We start from the raw sequence: 21985 nt of genomic DNA on the forward strand, positions 1-21985 counted from the left end.
GCAGGCACAGCACCACATTCAGGAGATCCCTCATTGCATTCGGGATGACGTGCCCTAGAATTATCACGTCATCCTGAACGAAGTGAAGGATCTCCAGATGCAGGCACAGCACCACATTCAGGAGATCCCTCATTGCATTCGGGATGACGTGCCCTAGAATTATCACGTCATCCTGAACGCAGTAAAGGAGCTCCAAATGCAGGCACAGCACCACATTCAGGAGATCCCTCATTTCATTCGGGATGACGTGCCCTAGAATTATCACGTCATCCTGAACGCAGTGAAGGATCTCCAGATGCAGGCACAGCACCACATTCAGGAGATCCCTCATTGCATTCGGGATGACATGTCCCGAGTTTATAAATACGTTACTATAAAACCAACAATGTACTATTTTTAAACTATAAAGTAAATTATTAAGTCAAATAAAAATATTGAATTTACTGTAGATAACATCTATTACCTCATTGACAACAAAATATACACAATGTATCATACGCAAACCTTGGACTGAGGCTTAACCCATGTTCCGTTTTTTGGTCATTATTGCTTGTTTTGTAGTCATTTCCTCTAATGTTTATGCCGCCGATAATCCTTGTACTAATCATCAATGTATTGCCGTAATCGATGCAGGCAGTACCGGATCTCGACTGCATGTCTTCTCCTATGATGTTGACGAAACCCGATCTCCAATTAATATTAATGAAATCTGGAACAAAAAAATCAAGCCAGGATTTGCAACTATAGAGCCCAATTCCAATACCATCGATGCTTATCTAACCACCTTACTATCGGGTGCACCGAATCAACAAATCCCTGTTTATTTTTATGCTACAGCAGGCATGAGATTACTCCCGGTTTCAAAACAAAAAAAATATTATGATGAACTGCAACACTGGTTTTCTCAACAATCACAATGGCAGCTCGTCGAAGCAAAAACCATTACCGGAAATGACGAAGCCTTATATGATTGGCTCTCTGTCAACTATCATCTGGGTACCTTGCAAAAATCGCTAAATCAATCTGTTGGTGTAATGGATATGGGAGGCGCTTCGGTACAAATTGTGTTCCCAATCCAAAAGAATTCGGAATTAAATACCCGATCCCAGGTAGAACTGGATCTTTATGGCCAACATTACACTCTCTATGTCCAGAGTTTCTTAGGATTGGGGCAGACTGAAGTAGCCCATCAATTTCTAAATTCAGCTCCCTGTTTTTCAAACGACTACCCCCTCCCAGATGGTGAGTCAGGGCAAGGTAATGCTTCCGCATGCGAACAGGAAGTATCTCGATTAATGACTGAAGTGCATAAAGTAAACAATGTTATTCAGCCGCTACTTGCCGCCAACCCGGTTGATTCGTGGTATTCAATTGGTGGTATCTCAAATCTGGCTGACAGCAGTTTGTTTCATTTCGAAAACAGCAAGTTAACCAATCAGAATCTGCTTCAACAAGCAGACAGTCAGGTTTGTCATCAGCAATGGGATTCACTCAATTCTCAATTCCCTGATGATGAGTACGTTTATCAATATTGCCTTTTTTCTGCTTATTATTATGCTCTGATGGTTGATGGTTATGGCATAGTCCCCGATCAATCAATAAATTACATCCCTCCAGCTCAAAACCTGGATTGGACTATGGGCGTGGTTTTACATCATTAGGCCTTTTGCATAAGCTGTGTATTTTGATTTTGCACAAGGCACTCACATGTCAAGAATCGAAAAGAACCTGAATCAATGATCACTGGACTGCAGGGAACTCAATGAGGGTTCAATGCAAAAATATCCTATAGATAACCGGGTGTATTACAGCTCGGTGAGCACAAAATCTTCTGGCGTTAATTCAAAAGGACGCTTATAAAAAGCGCACAGCGCATCACGAAAAATTCCAGTGCGTTGAGGAAGTCCATTGGAACAATAATGCATAACCTGAGAATGAACTGCTTTCTTGAATGAATCCGTATCCGATTCAGCACCATTAAGATTATCAACACTTACTCGAAACTTATGACCTGCAGCTACTGAAAGTATCCACTCAATAGCCTGCGGCTTCACTTCAACCTTCTGAAACAATGCCTGTTGCTCTGCATTGCGCCCATCAGGCATGTACCAATAGCCAAAATCAATTAATTTACGACGTTCCTCACCTGCAATTAACCAATGAGAACATTCATGCAATGCACTGCTGTAAAAACCATGAGCAAAATATAATGCGTTATAGGCACGTTCACTATCAGCAGGCAGGTAAATAGGCTCATCATCCCCTTTTACCAATCGAGTGTTGTAGGTAATTGCAAAACACTCATCAAAAATATCAATCAAATCCTGGTAACAGTGCACAGTTTTACTCTAAAAAGCATTAAAATGGAATAACGTCATTTTATTAAAATAATTACCAAATTGCGAATGAATCGGGACTTGGAACGAAGATTCTCTTCCAAAAAAACCAATAAAGCAGGTTAGATTTAATTATGCTTCCCAATAGAATAGTGCCTATAATCCTGTTCCAATGCTTTCTTTAACTCTTTTTCATTTTCGAAACCTAACTGTTCAATGAATGTTAAAGCATGTTTGATATGTACTGCTTTGGCTTTCGTGGTTTTAAGAGTCACTACCCGTTCTTCATTTTCTGGATTCTGGCTTTCTATCAAACAGTTCCTTTTTGACACGTCCGTACCTTTAAGAACTTTGAGATCATCTTCAGGTATAAAGTCTTTTTGTTTTACCAGAGTGCGCATTGTTTTGTAATATGCATTCAATTCTTTATAAGTTAAATTAACTTCTATTAAATGATCTTTATTATATAAATCCATTTCAGGGTTTCTGGGTAATGAAGGATCATGAATTTGAGCGTAGTTCATGTCCTTATCAGCATCGCTTGCAACAACATGCTCATTCGGGATAACTGCTTTCATAACAGTAGGAATAAACAATAAGGTACTCAGTATACCCAGCGCAGCAACAGCACCAAAAAAAATCAAAGGAGATAGTAGACCAGCTACGGTCAAACCTGCCAATACGCCTAGCCCAACAAGCACAGACAACAAAATCAGGGATGCTGACTTGATGGTTTCTACTGTGTAATACCACGCAGGTCGAACTACATGTGTATAGGGGCTTATCATTAAATAATAAATGACACTACGCCCTATTGAATACAATAAGAAATTACGAGTCGACCTTTTTGCATTTTGATGTTCCGGATCCACATAAGTAAATAACGTATCAGCAAATCCAGCATAATTCATAAAATGATCGCAAAAAGAATTAGGTCCTCTTTTGTCTTTTGGTGGAGCTACAAGCAGGATTTCCCAATCTGATTTCCATAATCCAAATAATGAGACCGGATCATCCCCTTGTTGTTGAATAACAACTTGAGGTTTGGAACTCAATTCATCCCATCGGTCATACTTACTCTTTGGTTCCAGATTATGTAAGCCTGCAGGATTTAAAGCATCAACACGAGACAGAGACTCTCCCGAATCAATTGCAAGTAGCAAACTAAGTGAACCACCAAGGCTTGCTCCACACACATGCACTTTATCTTTTTGTCTGGATAACCAATCCAGTATCCGCTGACGTCCACTCAGATACAACGAACTTCCAACGGTCTCAAAAGCTTCAAAATCAGTAACAATCTGAGGCAGAAACCCTTGCCCTGTTGGATAATTCGTTCCCATAAAAATTAAATGCGATTCTGCGTTCCGATTTATAATGGGTTCCAACCCATATGCATAAACACGATCAGGTTCTCTGATCGTATATTTATTTTCTTCAGTCAACTCGATTGGATTTACAGAATACTCAACAAGTTCCCATTCCCCGTTTACACACTGAGGAATTTTGATGGATTCAAACGGAGTAAGATCAGCATAAGGCAAATGACATAAACAGTTACTTAAATACAATTGAACCTGTTCACTCTGATTTTTATCTAACGCTCGTCCTTTCAATTGATTGTATATGTTTTCAAATCCCTGCTGAAAACCAGCACGAAACTCTTTCAACAAATCATGATCATGCTTGATAAAAACCGCTCTTAGAGTATACCAGGTGATGAGATCGGTCCAGGATTTAGGCCATCCCATCATCAACAATCGTAAGACATTACGTCCAATAATAGCAGCACGCTGGCTAATGTCTTTATTCGCCATAGATTCAAACTCTGAATTTGGAAAAAAGTTTAAGTCCAAACCACCTTTAAATGAATCATTAATTGGCATTCTAAAACTCCGGATGAATGAGAAACATCTATCGCATTTATATTACATCTGCTTTAACTTCTAAATAAGTTACCTACAAGCAGAGCACAAAATCGCATTATAACATGCATTCAAATAATACATATGGATTTAATCATGAACGACAGACTTAATATTTTTGATTTCATACAATTTGGGCATTCAATACAAATAAAAACCAGTACTAATTCCTGGCAAAAGCAACATAATAACTATCGATTCCTTCCAATTTGCGCAATGCCTGAGAGAGTTCAGGTATAGTACAACAAGTTTTTTTAGTTGATGCAACCCCAACAAAACGCCACTCCATTGCATCTTTAACAGAAGTAATCGCAATTGTATCCTGAGCCATGGAGTAATCACACTCTTTTAACATAAGTCTTATCGTGTCTGTATTGGGTATGACACCTGATTTAAATGTCAATGACACCGCAATTGAATGACGTGAAGGTAACCAATTTTCTAATCGAAACCCCCACATCATAATAGATAATGACAAGAAGGTTAATAATATCGCTGAAAAGTAAAAACCAACACCAACCAATATTCCTATTGCAGAAGCAGTCCATATGGATGCCGCAGTAGTCAGACCACTGATGGAGAACCCTTCCTTCATGATAACACCCGCGCCCAGAAAACCAATTCCGGTCACGATACCTTGTACGACACGAGTAACATCGGGAACAAGCATGACTGATGCAGGCGAGCCGCCAAACCAATGATTGGGATAACCTACAATTACTACCAACGCAGTAGATGCCATACATACTAAACCATAGGTTCGCATACCCGCAGCTCGACCATGATACGAGCGTTCATAACCTACGATCAATCCCAGAATCAATGAGCCCAACAGATTCATAAACACAATGATATTAATTTCAATCGCTGGTAACGACCAATAAGTAAAAAGAGTATCAAAATTAATCAATGCCATGCCTGCTCCTGATTTAACCTAAAACCCTTCCTGTTTTAAAGATTTAATGACTGCAGGTCTGCTTTTGATGTACTCCATATATTTGGTTAAATGTGGAAATGCAGAAAAATCCAGTTTAAAGCTATTTGCCCACATTAAGATAACGAATAGATACGCATCAGGCAAAGTATAATGATCACCCATGAGGTATGTATTGTGAGACAAATGTTTTTCAACATAACTGAGTTTATACATGGCCATGGGTATTAATACTTTAGACTTAAATTCTTCTGTAACCATAGGAACAAAAAACATACCCAAGGTCTTATGAAGTTCGGTAGACACATAATTCAACCATTCAAGAGTATGATATCGTTTAAGGTCACCAACAGGAGCTAATAATTCTTGTCCCGGAGTGATATCTGTCAGGTATTGTAAAATAACCTGGTTTTCTGTAATAACGTCGCCGTTATCAAGACCCAAAACCGGGACAGCACCTTTGGAATTAATTGTTAGAAAGTTCTCTCCGCTTGCTGTTTTTTTTGTTCGTAGATCCACCTCTTCATCCTGAAACTCAAGTCCCATTTCATTCATGATGATACGTACTACCAGAGAACAGGCACCTTTATAATAATATAGTTTCACGGTCACTCCTTTGATAATTATAGGGCACACAGAGTATTATTCATGTGTCCAGTTAGGGATTAGTTCCATTATTAAATTTAGCATATAACATGCAGTAAAAAAGGAATGATGGCAAGTACTATTCTAAAAGCAATCTGCCTTTGAGAGATGCTACAAATCGGCCAATACCTCAGTACTTATTTTTTTTGCGCAATAAGGCTGTGTTCAATCTCATTAATCATGTTCATGGTAGCTGAAGTTCGTGTAAAGAATGCATCCCAGAAATAAGTTTTTCTCATCGTATTCAACAGAGTTTTATCCCGTTCTTTCCAGGATTGAATACTGTGAAGTAATTGCTCGATATTGAACTCTTTTTTAGGACCAACAAGTTGGTTATATTCGTTTTTAAGACTATTGAATTTATTTACGGTCTGAACAGAATCGGGTTCGAGCAAAACCAAACGCTCCATCCGTGCGTAGAGCTTTTCTATAACGCATTTTTGTACTGTACTCAGTTCGGGAAATGCATCAGGTGACAAAGGCAATACATAGAAAGGAATATCCGTATCGGGTTTTCCGTACAGAAGTTTCGTTCTATAGGGTAAATCAGTAAAAAAATTAGAAGATACCATTGAAGAAACTGGAACTTTTTGTACCTCTTCAACTAATTTAATAGCAGTATGCCGACAGGTGTTATCAATAGAAAATTCTTCAATATTCTTTTTAATAGCACCCATGTCGGATTGGCTCTTCATTATTGGCAGAGATGTTTTATTGAACACAATGTGATTATCCACTTGCTTTGTCGGTTTATAGCAGGAATATCGATTGGTACTATTTTGCAGGGATTCCAGTAAACCAATAAACTCTCGATAATGCTCATAAGTTGTGTCATAAGCTTGATAACTGATAGGAATATTACCTGGTTTATTTCTGGAGGTACGTTCATTCTTTAGTTTTGATTTAATCTTTGAAAAAAAGACATTGGCCAGACGTTCCGCGATAACCAGACACGGGCTCTCGTCAGGCTTATCGGGTTCATCAATATCTTTACCTACTCGGCACAGTAGATGACTTACCTTATTTTGGTCATAGACGCCAAACATTATAAAAGAATGTCTGCCTTCCGTACCTAAAGCAAGAAAGAATTTATCCGTTTCTTTATTTACAGTAATTGTCATAGCGCTTCAACACATAAATCAATTAAACAGCACAACGCAACTGAGGATGGTGTTCGATAATTGCATGATACAAATTCATATTAGCTTCCATAATATGATTCCCCATTTTAGACTCAGAACTACCCTCATCTCCTTTACTATTCAAAGCAACAACAGTAGTGACATTATTGCACGGTTGCCATAAATACATGACTCTGAATCCTAAAGTACTGCCCTGATAAGTCCAAAATCTTAATCCGGAGTTTTTATCATAATAATATCCAACTCCCAAGCCGAACCCCACTGGATCATCTGCTGTAACCGTTGCAATAGGCAATCCTGTTTTTATGGACACTACCGACGTCAACTCATTCAATGCTTGTCCTCTGTAAACTGGGTTAATCAACGTGCCATGAAAAAGAATCTGAACCCATCGCATCACGTCTTCAGTATTTGCAACAATCGCTCCTGCGGCTCCAGCCCAGGATAAATCATTTACAAAGGTATCAACTACTTTATTATTTGCTGTATCAAAGTAATAACCATGCATCTTACGATCGGTTAGTGACTCTCGTACCGCGACTCCATCTGGTCCTGCAGGATAAAATGTATTATTCAAAAAATTACTCTGATTAATAATCCGTTCTTTAAGTTGATGAGCAAAAGAATCATGAGTTACTTGTTCAATGATTAAACCAGCAAGAATATAATTGGTATTGGAATATTCATATGTGTTCGTATCATTCCGCTCTATGGGATTTTCAGGATGTGCGTAATGAAGCAACTCTTCATCTGTCCAGACATGACTTAAATCATGCTCCATTTGTGCCCAAAACTCGGGATCATTGGAATAGTTAGGGATACCACTGGTCATATTCAACAACTGCCGGACGGTTACTTCGCTCCAGTTAGAATACTGTGGCAACCATTTCCCTATTGGGTCATCCAGAGATAAAGCATCTTCAAATTGTAACTGCAATAAAATCAACGAAGTGAATGATTTGGTAATGCTGCCTATATCAAACAGATGATCCAAAGTAATCACTTCTGAAAAGGGAGGGTATCCAACGCGACCAGCCACCGCGGTCTTAATCTCATCAATAGGGGTTTCTTCATTCTGAGGAATGAGTACGGAAGCAGAAACAGCAGTAAACTGTTCTTTTTTACTGTATTTTTTAAAATAATCATCAACTACAGTCTGAACTATATCCTTACGTACCGGTTCAGCACTAGATGATCCCGCCCATGATTCTGAAACGATGAACTGTGCTGCCAGAATTACACTCATTAGAGTTGTTGATAACTTCATATAAAAATACCCAATAATCCAGTGGAAACGACGTAAATCGGAGGCATTTTATATTAAATACAGCAAAAAGGGTAAATTTAATCAAAACAACAGGGAAAAACCTCAAATTTTTGCACGGTTTCCCCTCTCCCTCTTTGAGGTAATCCTCATAATTCTAACGAGGATAATGTTCTACTGTTCAGTATAAATTTTAGTCTTTGCGAGCAACGCGAAGCAATCCAGAACACAGTTTCAATAAGGCTCTGTTTTGGATTGCTTCGCGTTGCTCGCAAAGACAGGGAAGTATATGACCTTTGAGATTTAAATAAATACATGTTCGGTGTTATACATTATGAGAAGAGAGCCAGGGAAAGAAGGGTTAAACAACTTTCGCCTGGCGACTCCTTTCAAAATAACCAATTTTACGCTTTACAGCGCAGTTCAGGATGCACCCGCAATATGGCGTGATACAAATTCAAACTGGCGGTTCCAATATGATCTCCCATCTTGGAATTCGGATTCCCTTCAGCACCTTTACTGTTCAATGCAATCACTGTGGTTACATCATTGCAAGCACTCCATAAATACATCACTCTGAAGCCTAAGGTACTTCCCTCATAGAACCAAAAACGTTGTTTCAAGTCATTATCGTAACGATAAGCAATACCCAATCCAAATCCCATAGGATCTTCTGCAGTTACCGTATCAATGGGTCTTCCTGTCTTTGTGGAGACTACAGATTCCAGTTCAGTCAGGATTTTTTCTCGAGAATCAGGATTAATCAAGGTGCCGTGATAGAGCAATTGCACCCATTTCACTACATCTTCAGTATTCGCGACAATAGCTCCAGCTGAGGAAGCCCAGGATAAATCATTGTTGATTGTATCAACTGATTTCTTAGTGGTCTCATCATAAAAATAACCATGTACCCGTCGATTTTTTATGGCATTACCCACTGTGACCCCATTGGGTCCAGCCGGATAAAAGGCATCATCCAAATCGTTTTTAGCGTTAATTATTCGTTTTTTTAATTGATTTTCATAAGTATCATGAGTTGCCTTTTCAATAACAAGTGCAGCGAGAATATAATTGGAATTACAGTACTCATAACGATTGTTTTTATTCACCTTGAGTGCTTCCTCAGGGTGTGCATAAGTCAGAAGCTCTTCATCCGTCCAGACATGACTGAGATCACTCAGCATTTTTTTATCAAACACCGGGTCTTCCGAGTAATTAGGAATACCACTGGTCATATCCAACAACTGACGTAAAGTAACTTCTTTCCAATTAGGGTACTGGGGCAGCCATTTGCCTAAAGTATCATCTAATGACAGCAAACCTTCTGTCTGTAATTGCAATAATATTAAAGAGGTAAATGATTTGGTAATACTGCCTATATCAAATAAGTTATTAGTCGTGATTTCTTGATTGAATGGAGGGAAACCCATAGTTCCTTTAACTACAGTGATAGTATTTTTAATATCTGTCTGTTTATTGTTAGGAATAAGTACTGAAGCTGCCATTGCTGTGAACAATTCTTTATCACTGTATTTTTTATAATAATCGTTCACTACATTCTGTATCTGTTTTTTTAATTCTGTGTCCGCAGCATTGGAAACAGCGTAGCTTGTTGAAGAGATTAATGAAACAGCCAGGGTAAGACTATAAATACTCGTTCTAATCTTCATGATTTATTATCCAGTATTCAGTAAAAATTAGAGTGTATTGACCATTCATCAAAATATTCCCAACGTCCCGCGAACAAGTCGCAGGACGTCGAAGTCGGAAGTGTCAACACACCCTACTTAAAGGAACTTTTATATTAGCTTGAATTGTTGTGAAGTTACCACAAGCATTTGAAGTAATTGATGATTTTTAATCATAGCCTGTTGGTAGTTCCGGGATCCAGGCAAAAACGCTCCTCAACCCCGGATGAACATAATTAATTATTGTGCGCTGGCTCTTAACCGGATTTTTTCAAGGGCACATTCCAGACGGCTTAACACTCTTTGTTTACCTAATAAAGTCAGTGTCATATCAATGGAAGGAGACATGCTCGTTCCGGTAACAGCTACCCGCAATGGCTGAGCAATTTTTCCCATATTAATATCAAATTGCGCACTAATGTCATTAATACACTCCTGAAGATGATCTTTTTCCCAATCACCCAATCCTTTCAAACGTTCATAAAGTGCCGCTAAAGGTTCCAGAATGACAGGACGTAAATGCTTTTTAACTGCATCTTCATCATATTCAATTGAATCTGAATAAAAATAAAGACTCATTTCACACATTTCAGCCAATGATTTACAGCGCTCAGCCTGAGTAACGACCAAATCCTTAAGCTGAGGCCCCTTGCTGAGATCTACACCTGCCTGTTCAAAATGCCAGCTTAAAGCTTGTGCGACCGTATCTGGATCATCACTTTTTTGATAATGTTGATTCAACCAGTACAATTTATCGTAGTTAAAACTGGATACTCCCCTGCTCACATTTTTTAAGTCAAAACTGGATATCATTTCCTCAACACTGAAAATTTCCTGATCACCATTAGACCAACCCAGACGAACCAGATAATTTAACAGGGCATGAGGTAAAATCCCTAACTCTTTAAACTGCATAACCCCTACTGCGCCGTGTCGTTTGGATAAACGCTTGCCATCATCACCCAAAATCATGGGCAAATGAGCAAAAATCGGTATCGGTGCATTCAATGCCTTGAATAAGTTAATTTGTCTTGGCGTGTTATTAATATGATCATCACCACGAATGACATGAGTAATGTTCATATCCAAATCATCAATGACTACAGCAAAATTGTACGTTGGATGTCCATCTGATCGGACTAAAATTAAATCATCCAACTCATTATTATCTACATGGATGTCTCCGTACACTTCATCTTTAAAGGATACCGTACCGCTATCAGGATTTTTAAAGCGAATGACGTAAGGAGCATCAGACAAAGGCAGATTTTTATCGCGGCAATGTCCATCATACCGAGGCTTTAACTTGGCAGCCAATTGTGATTCACGAAGGGACTCCAGTCTCTCTTTACTGCAGACACAACGATAAGCTTTGCCTTCATCCAAAAATTGCTGGGCTACCTCATTATATCGCGCATAGCGATCGGTCTGAAAAAAAGGACCTTCATCACAATCCATGCCCAACCAGGTCATACCATCTAAAATGGCCTGCACCGATTCTTGTGTCGATCGCTCTCTATCAGTATCCTCTATTCTTAGAATAAACTGCCCCTGATGACGTTTGGCATATAACCAGGAAAATAAAGCTGTTCTTACTCCTCCCACATGTAAAAATCCAGTAGGGCTTGGAGCAAATCGGGTTCTAACAGTCATAATATCATCCGTTGTAAGGAATAAAATAATCGGGCTATAATAGCCGACTTTACCATCAACGCAAAGATTCAACCGCTCAATTCAGTATAATCGGGAGTTATCTTGAAAAGTATTGGTATAAAATATCAACTAAGAATCACCACACTTATTCCTGCATTCCTGGTCGCCTTGCTATTTGCAGTCTTTTACAATGGCCAATTCGGGAAGGACTTAAATCAGCATATGTCCCGATTAGGTGAGGCCTACATTCGCCAGTTACTCCCTGCGGCTCAATTTGCCTTACTTCGTAATGATGACCGTACCCTGCAAGGGCTGATTAATTCCTCAACAATTAACCCGGAAGTCAAAGCGCTTGCCTTTTACAATGCCAGTGGACAGCTTCTGGCCTATCGCGGCGGTAAACATTCCATCCATAAACCCTTTAATCCGCCAGATTTCACAGGGGATTATATTGAAAGCAAGCATATTAACCCCTTTACGATTAATTTTATCGCACCAATCACCATTCCCAAATTCAACTTATATTCCAACAGCACCCTATTCAAAAACATCCCAAGTCCCGTAGCGTTCCAGGCAGACGATATTCTGGGTTGGTTATCCATTGATATAGATACTCAATCCATGCTGATCAAACGCTATCAAATGCTTATAGTGACTATTTTTATTACACTCTTTGGCTTGCTAATGGGTTTGACCATTCATTATTTCTTGTCAAAACGGATCTACCTGCCTATTTCCAGATTACGCCGCAGTATGAAACAAATTTTAAGTAATGAATTTGAAACAGAAATAAAAGTCGGCAGCCAGGGTGAATTAGGTACTATCGAAAAAGGATGCGCGCATTTACAGAGACAGTATTTAAATACAATTCGGGATCTGAACCAGCACATTGAAGTAGCTACAGAAGATTTGCAACAAAGTCTTGAGCTGCTGGAAGAGAAAAACATCGAGTTGTCGCTCGAAAAGAAAAAAACAGAAGAAAAAAGCCGACAAAAATCAGAGTTCATCGCGAACATGAGCCATGAAATTCGCACGCCTATGAACGGAGTTATAGGTTTTACCAATGTATTGCTGGAAAGTAAACTCGATCCATTGCAGCTGGATTATGTAAAAACCATAAAATCTTCCGCCCAGGATTTACTTGGCATTATTAATGATATTCTTGATTTTTCCAAAATTGATGCCGGTAAATTACATCTTGATTGCATCCCTGTTGACATCCGTGCTTGCATCGACGAAGTACTTGCCTTGGCCAGCCCCAACGCTCACAAGAAAGGAATTGATTTAATCCCAATCACTGACATACAGGTCCCTAAAACCATACTGGGCGATCCGTTCAGAATCAAACAAATCATCAGTAATCTTGTAACCAACGCGGTTAAATTTACGGATCACGGCTATGTCTTGATACGAACGAAAATAGACATCGAAACAGATAAAGACTATACCTTATTATTTACCATCACTGACACAGGAATAGGTATTTCGCCCGAAGATCAAAACAAATTGTTTACCGCCTTCAATCAGGCCGATACCAGCATCACCCGGCGCTATGGTGGGTCAGGATTAGGCCTGGTTATCTGTAAAAAACTCTGTGAAGAAATGCATGGCCGGATCAGCCTAACAAGTGAATTAAATAAAGGTTCTACCTTTACAGCACGGATAAAAGTTGAAAAGCTCCTGGCCTATGAAATTGAAAAAAACCAGACACATCGCTTCGCTCATTTAAAAATTCTGTGTTTTGATGACAATCCTTTACATTTGGAAGCCTTATGCAATGGACTGGGTTATTGGGGCATTGAATGTGTCTCCATTAACTCATTTAACAAACTGGCGAAAGCTCTGATTAAAAATAAAGACTGTAGAATAGCATTTATTAACGTCAATCAGGGTTGCGAACACCAGGTAGGTGAACTGATAAAACAACACCCCCACCTGCCCTATGTACTGATATCCAAATGGCCAATATCTGATTATGCGGCACTCGGCGCTCATGGATTTTTATATAAACCCATCAGCATACAAAAGCTGCAGGATCTCATTGAATCCCTGAACAATAAGAACGCAACTGACAAAGCAATAAATCATGAACTGGACGGATTACGAGAACAATTGCGTTTCTTGCACCCTGAACTATTAATTGCAGAGGATAATCCAGTCAATAAAATGCTCCTGAATTCATTATTAAATGAGAACACCCATGTTACCGCTGTAGATGATGGCGCAATGGCTGTAACCGCCTGTGAAGACAAAAAATTCAATATTATCCTCCTCGATCTGCAAATGCCCAAGCTGAATGGGCTGGAAGCAGCACGGATGATTCGTCAAAACTCATTACTCAACAAACACACCCCTATAGTACTTATCAGTGCAAACAGTAGTGACATCAGTACTGTTGATTTAAAAAAATCCGGTGTGGATTTTTGTCTGCAAAAGCCAATTGATGAAAAACAATTATTAATGCAGATTCTGCGTATTGTTGATAAAGCAAAACATTCCGCCATTGACTGGCAATTGTGTGTTCAGAAGGTTTCAGGTAATCAGGAACTCGCTGAAGAATTTTTGGCTAAGTTCATAGAAGAACTGTATAAAAATCGTGAAGAGTTTATCCAGTTAATGCATAACAAAGACATCAAGGGGCTGGGTGAGACGGCTCATAAATTGCATGGTGCCTGTTGTTTTTGTGGTGTTCCTGTCTTGCAGAAGAAAGTCATGCAATTAGAGAAACTGGCTACGCGCGCGGCAAAAATCGAAGAATTATCTGGGGCTTTTGCTGAATTAATTCAGAGCATTGATGCCGTACTTAATGAATATGAAAATCAATACTCACAATAAAACTCAATAATTCCAATAAATTGATGGAGATAAAATGGTTGTTAAGAATGCAATATATGCTCAATCGGGTGGCGTAACTGCCGTGATAAACGCATCAGCCTGTGGCGTTATCCAGACTGCAAAGTTATACCCACAACACATCGGTACCGTCTATGCAGCAAAAAATGGAATTATTGGGGCGTTGAATGAGGAACTCATTGATACCTCACTGGAAAGCGATGCGGATATTGCAAAATTAATGCAAACACCATCAGGTGCATTTGGTTCATGCCGGTATAAATTAAATAACAACAATGATGAATACAAACGATTGATTGAAGTATTCAAGGCGCATAATATTGGTTATTTTTTCTACAATGGCGGCGGTGATTCCCAAGATACGGCGCATAAAGTTTCTCAATTAGGTGAAACTATGGGTTACCCCATTACCTGTATTGGAATTCCCAAAACAGTAGATAATGACCTGCCTTTTACAGATGCCTGTCCTGGTTTCGGTTCAGTTGCCAAATATGTGGCTATATCAACCAAAGAAGCCGGCTTTGATGTAGCGTCAATGGCTGCTTCATCAACAAAAGTGTTTATTCTGGAAGTGATGGGGCGTCATGCAGGATGGATTGCAGCAGCCAGTGGACTTGCAAGTCAAAATAAAGAGGAACCACCGCATATTATCTTGTTACCTGAAGTATCTTTTGATCCGAAACAATTCCTGGCCAAAGTGTCTGAATGTGTTAAATCCTACGGATATTGTGTGATTGTTGTTTCAGAAGGGATACGCAATAAAGAAGGTCAGTTTTTAAGTGATGCGGGCTTACGAGATGCATTTGGTCATGCACAACTGGGTGGTGTTGCCCCAGTGATAGCGCAGCTGGTTAAATCAGAACTGGGTTTCAAATACCATTGGGCTGTTGCGGATTATCTTCAACGAGCAGCCCGCCATATTGCTTCACAGGTGGATGTAGAACAGGCTTATGCTCTTGGCAAAGCAGCTGTTGAATATGCCGTTAAAGGCCATAATGCCATCATGCCTGTGATTATTCGAGAGCAAGATGAGCCTTATCAATGGTCCATTGGTAAAGTAGCACTGGCAGAAGTAGCCAATCAGGAAAAAGCGATGCCGGCCGAATACATTTCAGAAGATGGAATGGGTATTACTGCTGCCTGCAAACGTTACCTGTCTCCGTTGATTCAGGGCGAGGCTTATCCCAATTACATTAACGGCATGCCTGATTATGTTCGCTTAAAAAATCAATTAGTCGCAAAAAAATTGAATCCCCGTTAATCAGTTCAAACGGTACCATCTCAAGTTCTGCAATCCCCAGGATTAGGTTAAATATCCTGGAGATTGCTTCATGCTTATCCACCCACTGCTCTTAAGTTAAAGATTATTTATTGTAAATTAGCTATTTTCGTAGCCTGTATTAGCGAAGCGTAATACAGGGAAATACTGGAGTTTGTCACCACTTCGATCCCGTATTACGCTTCGCTAATACGGGCTACTCGGCTTAACTTGATGGCAGTGTCCTCACTTCAGGACCTATTAACACCCTCACATCGGATCTTAAAGTACCTAAATCCAGCTTTCGTCTGTTGTAAAGGCGATGGTGAGCCATAATTGAGGACCATTTCCGCCCATTACTTCAACAATTTCATGACGTATTGCATCCAGAGTTTCAATACCAGATATGGGATAACCTTCAGGAACTACAATATGTATTTCAATAAACTGCGCACGCCCTATCTTGGCAACATAGCTGGAATAGGTTTTAAATCCATACCGTTTTGTCAATTCATCTAAAAATCCCCTTACTTTTTCATCAAGGCCAAAGGGGGCGATGAGAAACATATCACGCATTGCATCACGTACCGCAGCCATCGGTACAAAAATCAAACATGCAGTCAAAACCGTCAAAATGAACGGATCGATATAAGGAGTCAGATGATCGTAAGAAGAACCCTCCATTAACGCAGCAATACCAAATGCGATTAAAAGCGAAGTAGAAATAGCTGCGGAGATTAGCCAGCTTTGGGTGTCAAGTCGCAAAAACTCAGAGTTCAGTTTGAGATTCTTTTGTCGTACATAAACATACATGACAATTGATAATACCGACATCAATAAAGCAAAAACAAAGGCCCAGTCAAAATTTAATTCTCGTCCACCAGAAAGTAAACTGCCAATCGCGTTAACTAATGCGTAAGCACAAATCAAAATAAGAACACTTCCATTAAAGACAAGCACCATAGGCTCGACATGCCAATAACCGTATTGAAATCGGCGACTTCCCTTGCTAGTCAATAGACGAGCTACCAGGAGAGCAAGTATTGACATGGCCGTGTCAACCATATTAAACATACCATCAAATACAATAGCCAATGAACCTGAGATCAATCCAAACAAAACACCTGCTACAGCTAACAGGAACGTTACGGCTATGGATATTTTAAGAATTCGCTGCTCTAGTAGTACTGATGTAGTGCTATTCATATTAATTCCAAATCTGTTACTGAATTACGACAACCATATAATACCACTTTGACTCATTAGAAGGTCGTGGTTTCAGAAGATATTTAGAAGTCTCATTTACGGACGACAGTAGGCAGGGCGATAACGATTAGCCAAAGTCCCACCAGTACAATCCCAATGTATCGCTTTATCCGGATCCAATGTGGGGGTCAGGACGATAGTCCCATTACCCGCTTGTGCTGTATAAGTTATAGTAACTAGCCCCTGATTTGCAATGGTTATCGATGCCACATTAGGTGTTGCAGCAGGAGTTATATACCCTGTTTCCAATTGATTGGCTGGGAACGCACTTTGAGCAAAGGTGGTTTCTGTAACTGATAGTTGAGCTGCATAAGCTAAATTTAATCCTTCCACTACTCGTGCACGTATTACATAATCCTGATAAGCAGGAATGGCAAGAGCAGCCAAAATTCCTATTATGGCCACAACTATCATCAGTTCAATCAAGGTAAATCCTTTTGCTACCATAGTAATCTCTGGATTTGCATTTAATATATACCACGCATAAAAAATGCCAATTTGTTTGATTGTTTCAATATTTTAATTCTCAAGACTTAAAAAAACCAATCTCTTCATTATAAATAAAAGATTTTTATCGCGGTCATTAAGGCTATAACTTCTAAATCCCTTCGCGAATTTCGTCATGCAGAACCTGAACGTTCCTCACTTTTTATACGAAATTCTCGCGAAAACGCTGAGGAATCATGACATTGAATTGCTCACCCGATCAAAATAATGATTCCAAGAGCAAAATAATGATTCCATGAGCAAAATTTACGTCATTCCCGCGCAGGCGGGAATCCATGCACCCAATGAGCACCTGATTGTGTTTGCTTAATGGATCCCCGCCTTCGAGAGGATGACGATCTGATAAAAAGAGCAAATCAAGTTTAATCAATACACATTGTTAACAAGTGAGGAATTCTCAGGTTCGAGATGATGTCTCTCTGGGGTATTAAGATCTTAGGAAGTTCTATAAAAGCCCTATTCTAAATAACTGAGGTAAAGAAAAACCGCCCCTGAGGGCGGTTTTTATAGATGATATTAAGGTCTGCAACTAGCTGGTCGGTATTTAGGCAACAAGGTTCCTCCTGTACAGGTCCAAGTGACATCACCGTTCCCTTGCAGAACAGGCGTCATAACGATAGTACCTCCACCAGCAGCAGCGGTATAGGTAATTGTTATTATACCTTGATCAGCTATAGCTATTGAAGCGACATTAGGTGTTGCCGCAGGAGAAACATATCCTGTTGCAGCCTGTGTTGCTGGCAAAGCATTATTAGTAATGGTTGTTTCAGATACAGCAAGTTTTGCAGAAGAAGCCAGTTCCAATCCCTCTGTAACCCGTGCTCTAATGGTATAATCTTGATAAGCTGGAATTGCAATAGCAGCTAGAATACCGATAATAGCTACTACGATCATCAATTCAATCAGCGTAAAACCTCTTTGTCTCATGGCCATCTCCGTTGGTAATTAACTCTTATAATCATGCATACATAATGCCAATTTACCTGTTTCAGCAAACAGCGGCATATTAGTTATTAGACTCACCTTAAATCAACCCCTGTTGTTCCATAATATAAATATATCGAAAAAAAAACGTGTCGTTTACTATCCAGGCAGACTAGCAGTTCAGTGTAAAACCAATAACAAACTGACATTTTATGTCATATTTTGACAAAATTGTCAGTGCACTATGACAACTTATTATTACTGGGTATAATTAAAAAATAAATACCTGGAACCAGAGTAAATCATGTCACGCAAATTAGATATAGAACACCAACTATCCGGGGAACTATCTCCCATCTTCTTAACCGTCGAGGATGAGTCCAAGAATCATCATGTGCCTGAAGGCGCTGAAACACATTTCAAGGTAATTGTCGTTTCTTCTCGTTTTAATGAATTAAGTCGAATAGCACGTCATAGGATGGTCAATCACTTATTAGAAAAGGAATTTGACAAAGGATTACATGCTTTAAGCATGCATTTGTATACGGAAAGTGAATGGAATCAAAAACAAGATCCCGTTTTAAAATCTCCTGCCTGTAGAGATGGTTATAAAAACAGGTAATTAAATTCAGTAGATTCGATAAATGAATGGAATTTCTCAACAGCCGCGCGGATTTCGTCATCCTGAACACAGTGAAAGATCTCCAAATACAGGCACGGTACCACATTCGGGATGACGTTTCTCGGGGTAATTGAGAAGATACAACTCATTGTAAATACTTAGGATTTTTTAATGAGTAAATCCAATAAAAACAGGTTTTGTAAAAATAAAAGTTCACCTCAAGTCCTAAGTTACTGTATAATGTATATCTTTTTATCAACTCGAAGAACGAATGAAAAACTGGTCCTCTGAAAAAATATCGGTGCTCGCTTTAGTATTACTTATAACTGGAGCAATTGACAGCATCAGAAATTTACCAGGGACAGCTTTATTCGGATCAACCCTGATTTTCTTTTTTATTTTTTCTGCAATCATCTTTTTAATACCAGTTGCTCTTGTTTCTGCAGAATTATCATCGACCTGGTCTGAAGAGGAAGGCGGCATTTACAGTTGGGTAAATCACGCTTTTGGAGAAAACATTGCTTTTTTTACAATCTGGCTGCAATGGATTAATACTCTTGTATGGTATCCAACGATTCTCTCCTTTATAGCAGGTACTATCGCCTATCTAATTAATCCCGAACTAGCGCAAAACAAATATTACCTGATATCAGTCATTTTAATTATTTTTTGGTCTTTAACCCTGATTGGATTATCCGGATTACGAACATCAGCCACTTTTGCCGGTTTCTGTGCCATAGTTGGTATGATTGTACCCATGGGCTTCATTATCCTCCTCGCCTTCATTTGGTTAATCAAAGGCCATCCAATAGCAATCGATCTCAGTCTTCCCAATCTTCTGCCACAATGGAAAGACAGCCAGTCCTGGGTATCTTTAACAGCTATTATGACTTCATTCCTGGGAATGGAATTAGCCGCTGTTCATGTTAGAAATGTTCGTAATCCGCAAAAGAACTTTCCTCGTGCCATGTTTTTTTCAGTACTGCTCATCCTCTTCACCATGATATTTGGCTCTTTGGCTATAGCCTTTGTACTGCCCAAAGAACAGATCAGCCTTGTGGATGGGGTCATGCGAGCATTTGATAATTTCTTTCAGGCTTATCATTTAAGCTGGTTAATGCCTGTGTTGGTATTTCTTCTTCTCCTTGGCAGCCTTGGAAGTATGATTAACTGGATTATCTCACCTGCCAAGGGCTTGCTCATGGCAGCGAAACAGGATTTTTTACCGCAATTTATGTGCAAACTGAATAAGCATGGAATTGCATCACGAATATTAATAGTACAAGCAATCCTGGTTACTGTTTTATGCAGCGGTTTTTTATTGTTTCCCAGTGTTAATGCCATTTATTGGTTATTTACAGATTTAAGCACCGAGTTATACATTATGATGTACGTCCTGATGTTTATCGCCGCCTGGAGTTTAAAAAGTAAATTTGCGCATCTTAAAAGACCTTTTGCTATTCCTGGAGGTAAACCGGGTTATTATCTGGTTTGTGTTTTGGGATTATTCGGATGCGCCATTACCTTGATTGTAGGCTTTATTCCCCCGGAACAAAGCATGGATGTTGGCGGAGCAGCACATTTTCGCCAAATATTTTCTCTCGGAATTATTGTGATGTTAATTCCTGCTTTTATTTTGTATTTACGAAAACGGATATTGACCAGAAAACAAAATCATCCCAGGTAACATCGTATCTCGGTAGGTAAACAAATAGTTACCCTTACGCAATCAGACTGTCCTAGGGCCTGTTGACAATTGCTCCCGCCCCTTACTTGCCCCCGCCGCCTACGTGCCGCGGCTTGTCCGCGGCATCCAATCGATCTTGCTAACGGCAAATATCTTCATAGAGAGCATGCCATTCTGAGTTCAATTGCTCAATGAGGTTTATTTTCCATTGGCGTGGCCAATTCTTGAAACGTTTTTCACGCCGGGCAGCCTCAATATTGCTCTGATGGATTTCATAATAGACCTGCATATGCACATCAGCTATGGCGTTGCTTTGACCATCAACTGGATGCCGCGGACAAGCCGCGGCACGTAGGCGGCGGGGGCAAGTAGGCGGCGGGGGCAAGTAAGGGGCGGGAGCAATTGTCAACAGGCCCTAATAAAAAAAACGGATTCTGAATATAAGTTCAGAATCCGTTATTCATGTCTTGAGAATTGGATTAATCCCTTTAAAGGTTCTTATTTAACAGGAATTGGCTGAATCGGTTCAAGCTCATCTACATTATTCTTGATTTTATCCACAATCTTTGCTGACTCTGTTTTAAAGAACATGAAGTTCCCTGTAATCGCTTTGTTAATAACTGCTGCAGCCAGATAAACTACTCCAAGTCCGATTACTGCAAGTACGATATTACCCAAAAGTTGTTTCAAACCTCTATGTTGTTCGAGTACTGGCCTTGATTTTTCGATTCTGTCAAAACATTGATTTTTAAACTCTTTATAATTCTCTCGAGTTGGACGAGCATCATAAGCAGATTTTGCTATCACTAAATCTTCTAGTAATATTTGAGCGACAGCATGTGCTCTTCTTAATGACGCAGCCTCGGTGTCATTTCTAGCATTGGTTGCATTAATTGCTCGAGCATCCAGATCTGCAATTTTAGTCCCAAACTCATTCAACAGAGATTCAAATTTTTTATTTGCTGCCAGATGGCTCGAGTTAGTTGCATTATTGCCAGATAAAGATGGATTATTTTGACGTATTGGTTTCGTAACAGGTGAGCTTGGCTCAGTAAATTGATTAGCTGTTTGAACTAATTGATCTGCTGGAGTTACCTCTTCAAGAGCAAGTTGCAGAGCTAAATCTGCATCCTTTTGAGTCTCTAGAGCCAATTGAACACTATTCTGCTGCTCTTCTTCTAAAATTCGCTGAGCTAAATCAGCATCCTGTTGAGTCACTGGAGCCAATTGATCGCTATTCTGCTGCTCTTCATCAGAAATTCGCTGATCTAAATCCACATC

At 39.5% G+C, this 21985-nt stretch carries 17 protein-coding genes and 2 pseudogenes; 5 read left to right on the forward strand and 14 right to left on the reverse strand.

Annotated elements, in window-relative coordinates; all coding sequences use genetic code 11:
* On the reverse strand, nucleotides 1-331 hold a 331-nt coding region (locus tag Lqua_RS18815; protein ID WP_238585596.1), incomplete at its 3' end, for a hypothetical protein.
* A 193-nt stretch (nucleotides 332-524) separates the two neighbouring features.
* On the opposite strand from Lqua_RS18815, the gene Lqua_RS15075 reads away from it, so the two are divergent.
* Entirely contained in the window at nucleotides 525-1661 is a 1137-nt protein-coding gene (locus Lqua_RS15075) for an acetate and sugar kinases/Hsc70/actin family protein (protein ID WP_058475114.1), read from the forward strand.
* 144 nt (nucleotides 1662-1805) lie between these two features.
* Here the strand turns inward: Lqua_RS15075 and Lqua_RS15080 are convergent, their stop codons facing one another.
* The 8 genes from Lqua_RS15080 to gltX all read right to left on the reverse strand — a co-directional run bounded on the left by Lqua_RS15080 (nucleotide 1806) and on the right by gltX (nucleotide 11587).
* A complete protein-coding gene (locus tag Lqua_RS15080) occupies nucleotides 1806-2339 on the reverse strand; it encodes an elongation factor P hydroxylase (RefSeq protein ID WP_058475115.1) in 534 nt (177 codons plus the stop codon).
* 125 nt (nucleotides 2340-2464) lie between these two features.
* Nucleotides 2465-4222: a hypothetical protein gene (locus Lqua_RS15085; RefSeq protein ID WP_058475116.1), complete on the reverse strand. Its 1758-nt coding sequence runs from the start codon at nucleotides 4220-4222 to the stop codon at nucleotides 2465-2467.
* Between the two features lie 202 nt (nucleotides 4223-4424).
* A complete protein-coding gene (locus Lqua_RS15090; protein WP_058475117.1) occupies nucleotides 4425-5177 on the reverse strand; it encodes an MgtC/SapB family protein in 753 nt (250 codons plus the stop codon).
* 18 nt (nucleotides 5178-5195) lie between these two features.
* Nucleotides 5196-5801 carry a glutathione transferase GstA gene (gene gstA / locus Lqua_RS15095; protein WP_058475118.1) on the reverse strand — a complete coding sequence of 202 codons (606 nt, stop codon included), beginning with the start codon at nucleotides 5799-5801 and terminating at the stop codon, nucleotides 5196-5198.
* 176 nt (nucleotides 5802-5977) lie between these two features.
* Entirely contained in the window at nucleotides 5978-6961 is a 984-nt protein-coding gene (locus Lqua_RS15100; RefSeq protein WP_058475119.1) for a hypothetical protein, read from the reverse strand.
* 22 nt (nucleotides 6962-6983) lie between these two features.
* Nucleotides 6984-8249, reverse strand: coding sequence for a serine hydrolase domain-containing protein (locus Lqua_RS15105; RefSeq protein ID WP_058475120.1), 1266 nt, complete (start codon nucleotides 8247-8249; stop codon nucleotides 6984-6986).
* Between the two features lie 401 nt (nucleotides 8250-8650).
* The gene (locus Lqua_RS15110; protein ID WP_058475121.1) at nucleotides 8651-9916 is read right to left on the reverse strand and encodes a serine hydrolase domain-containing protein; all 1266 of its coding nucleotides are present in this window, start codon (nucleotides 9914-9916) and stop codon (nucleotides 8651-8653) included.
* A 258-nt stretch (nucleotides 9917-10174) separates the two neighbouring features.
* Nucleotides 10175-11587 (reverse strand): glutamate--tRNA ligase, encoded by a 1413-nt coding sequence (gene gltX, locus Lqua_RS15115; protein ID WP_058475122.1) that lies wholly within the window; start codon nucleotides 11585-11587, stop codon nucleotides 10175-10177.
* A gap of 99 nt (nucleotides 11588-11686) precedes the next feature.
* Here gltX and letS point away from each other — a divergent pair, with 99 nt between their 5' ends.
* Together letS and Lqua_RS15125 are read left to right on the forward strand one after the other, a co-directional pair.
* Nucleotides 11687-14422, forward strand: a complete 2736-nt coding sequence (gene letS / locus Lqua_RS15120; protein ID WP_133141046.1) for a two-component system sensor histidine kinase LetS — start codon at nucleotides 11687-11689, stop codon at nucleotides 14420-14422.
* Between the two features lie 34 nt (nucleotides 14423-14456).
* Nucleotides 14457-15701, forward strand: coding sequence for a 6-phosphofructokinase (locus Lqua_RS15125; protein WP_058475124.1), 1245 nt, complete (start codon nucleotides 14457-14459; stop codon nucleotides 15699-15701).
* Between the two features lie 288 nt (nucleotides 15702-15989).
* Here Lqua_RS15125 and Lqua_RS15130 read toward each other — a convergent pair whose 3' ends face one another.
* From Lqua_RS15130 to Lqua_RS15140, 3 genes are all read right to left on the reverse strand, one after another.
* Nucleotides 15990-16904: a cation diffusion facilitator family transporter gene (locus tag Lqua_RS15130; protein WP_058475125.1), complete on the reverse strand. Its 915-nt coding sequence runs from the start codon at nucleotides 16902-16904 to the stop codon at nucleotides 15990-15992.
* 96 nt (nucleotides 16905-17000) lie between these two features.
* A complete protein-coding gene (locus tag Lqua_RS15135; protein ID WP_058475126.1) occupies nucleotides 17001-17411 on the reverse strand; it encodes a pilin in 411 nt (136 codons plus the stop codon).
* Nucleotides 17412-17987: 576 nt separating this feature from the next.
* Nucleotides 17988-18398 (reverse strand): pilin, encoded by a 411-nt coding sequence (locus Lqua_RS15140; RefSeq protein ID WP_058475127.1) that lies wholly within the window; start codon nucleotides 18396-18398, stop codon nucleotides 17988-17990.
* A gap of 301 nt (nucleotides 18399-18699) precedes the next feature.
* Here Lqua_RS15140 and Lqua_RS15145 point away from each other — a divergent pair, with 301 nt between their 5' ends.
* On the forward strand, nucleotides 18700-19017 hold the full coding sequence (locus Lqua_RS15145) for a BolA family protein (RefSeq protein WP_058475128.1): 318 nt from the start codon (nucleotides 18700-18702) through the stop codon (nucleotides 19015-19017).
* Between the two features lie 271 nt (nucleotides 19018-19288).
* A complete protein-coding gene (locus Lqua_RS15150; RefSeq protein ID WP_058475129.1) occupies nucleotides 19289-20704 on the forward strand; it encodes an APC family permease in 1416 nt (471 codons plus the stop codon).
* Between the two features lie 139 nt (nucleotides 20705-20843).
* Here Lqua_RS15150 and Lqua_RS18820 read toward each other — a convergent pair.
* Together Lqua_RS18820 and Lqua_RS18535 are read right to left on the reverse strand one after the other, a co-directional pair.
* Nucleotides 20844-21002, reverse strand: a pseudogene (locus tag Lqua_RS18820) (GIY-YIG nuclease family protein); the annotation flags it as partial.
* A 200-nt stretch (nucleotides 21003-21202) separates the two neighbouring features.
* Nucleotides 21203-21985: pseudogene (locus Lqua_RS18535) on the reverse strand (hypothetical protein); the annotation flags it as partial.

The sequence above is a fragment of the Legionella quateirensis genome (assembly GCF_001467955.1).
GTDB classification, from domain to species: domain Bacteria; phylum Pseudomonadota; class Gammaproteobacteria; order Legionellales; family Legionellaceae; genus Legionella; species Legionella quateirensis.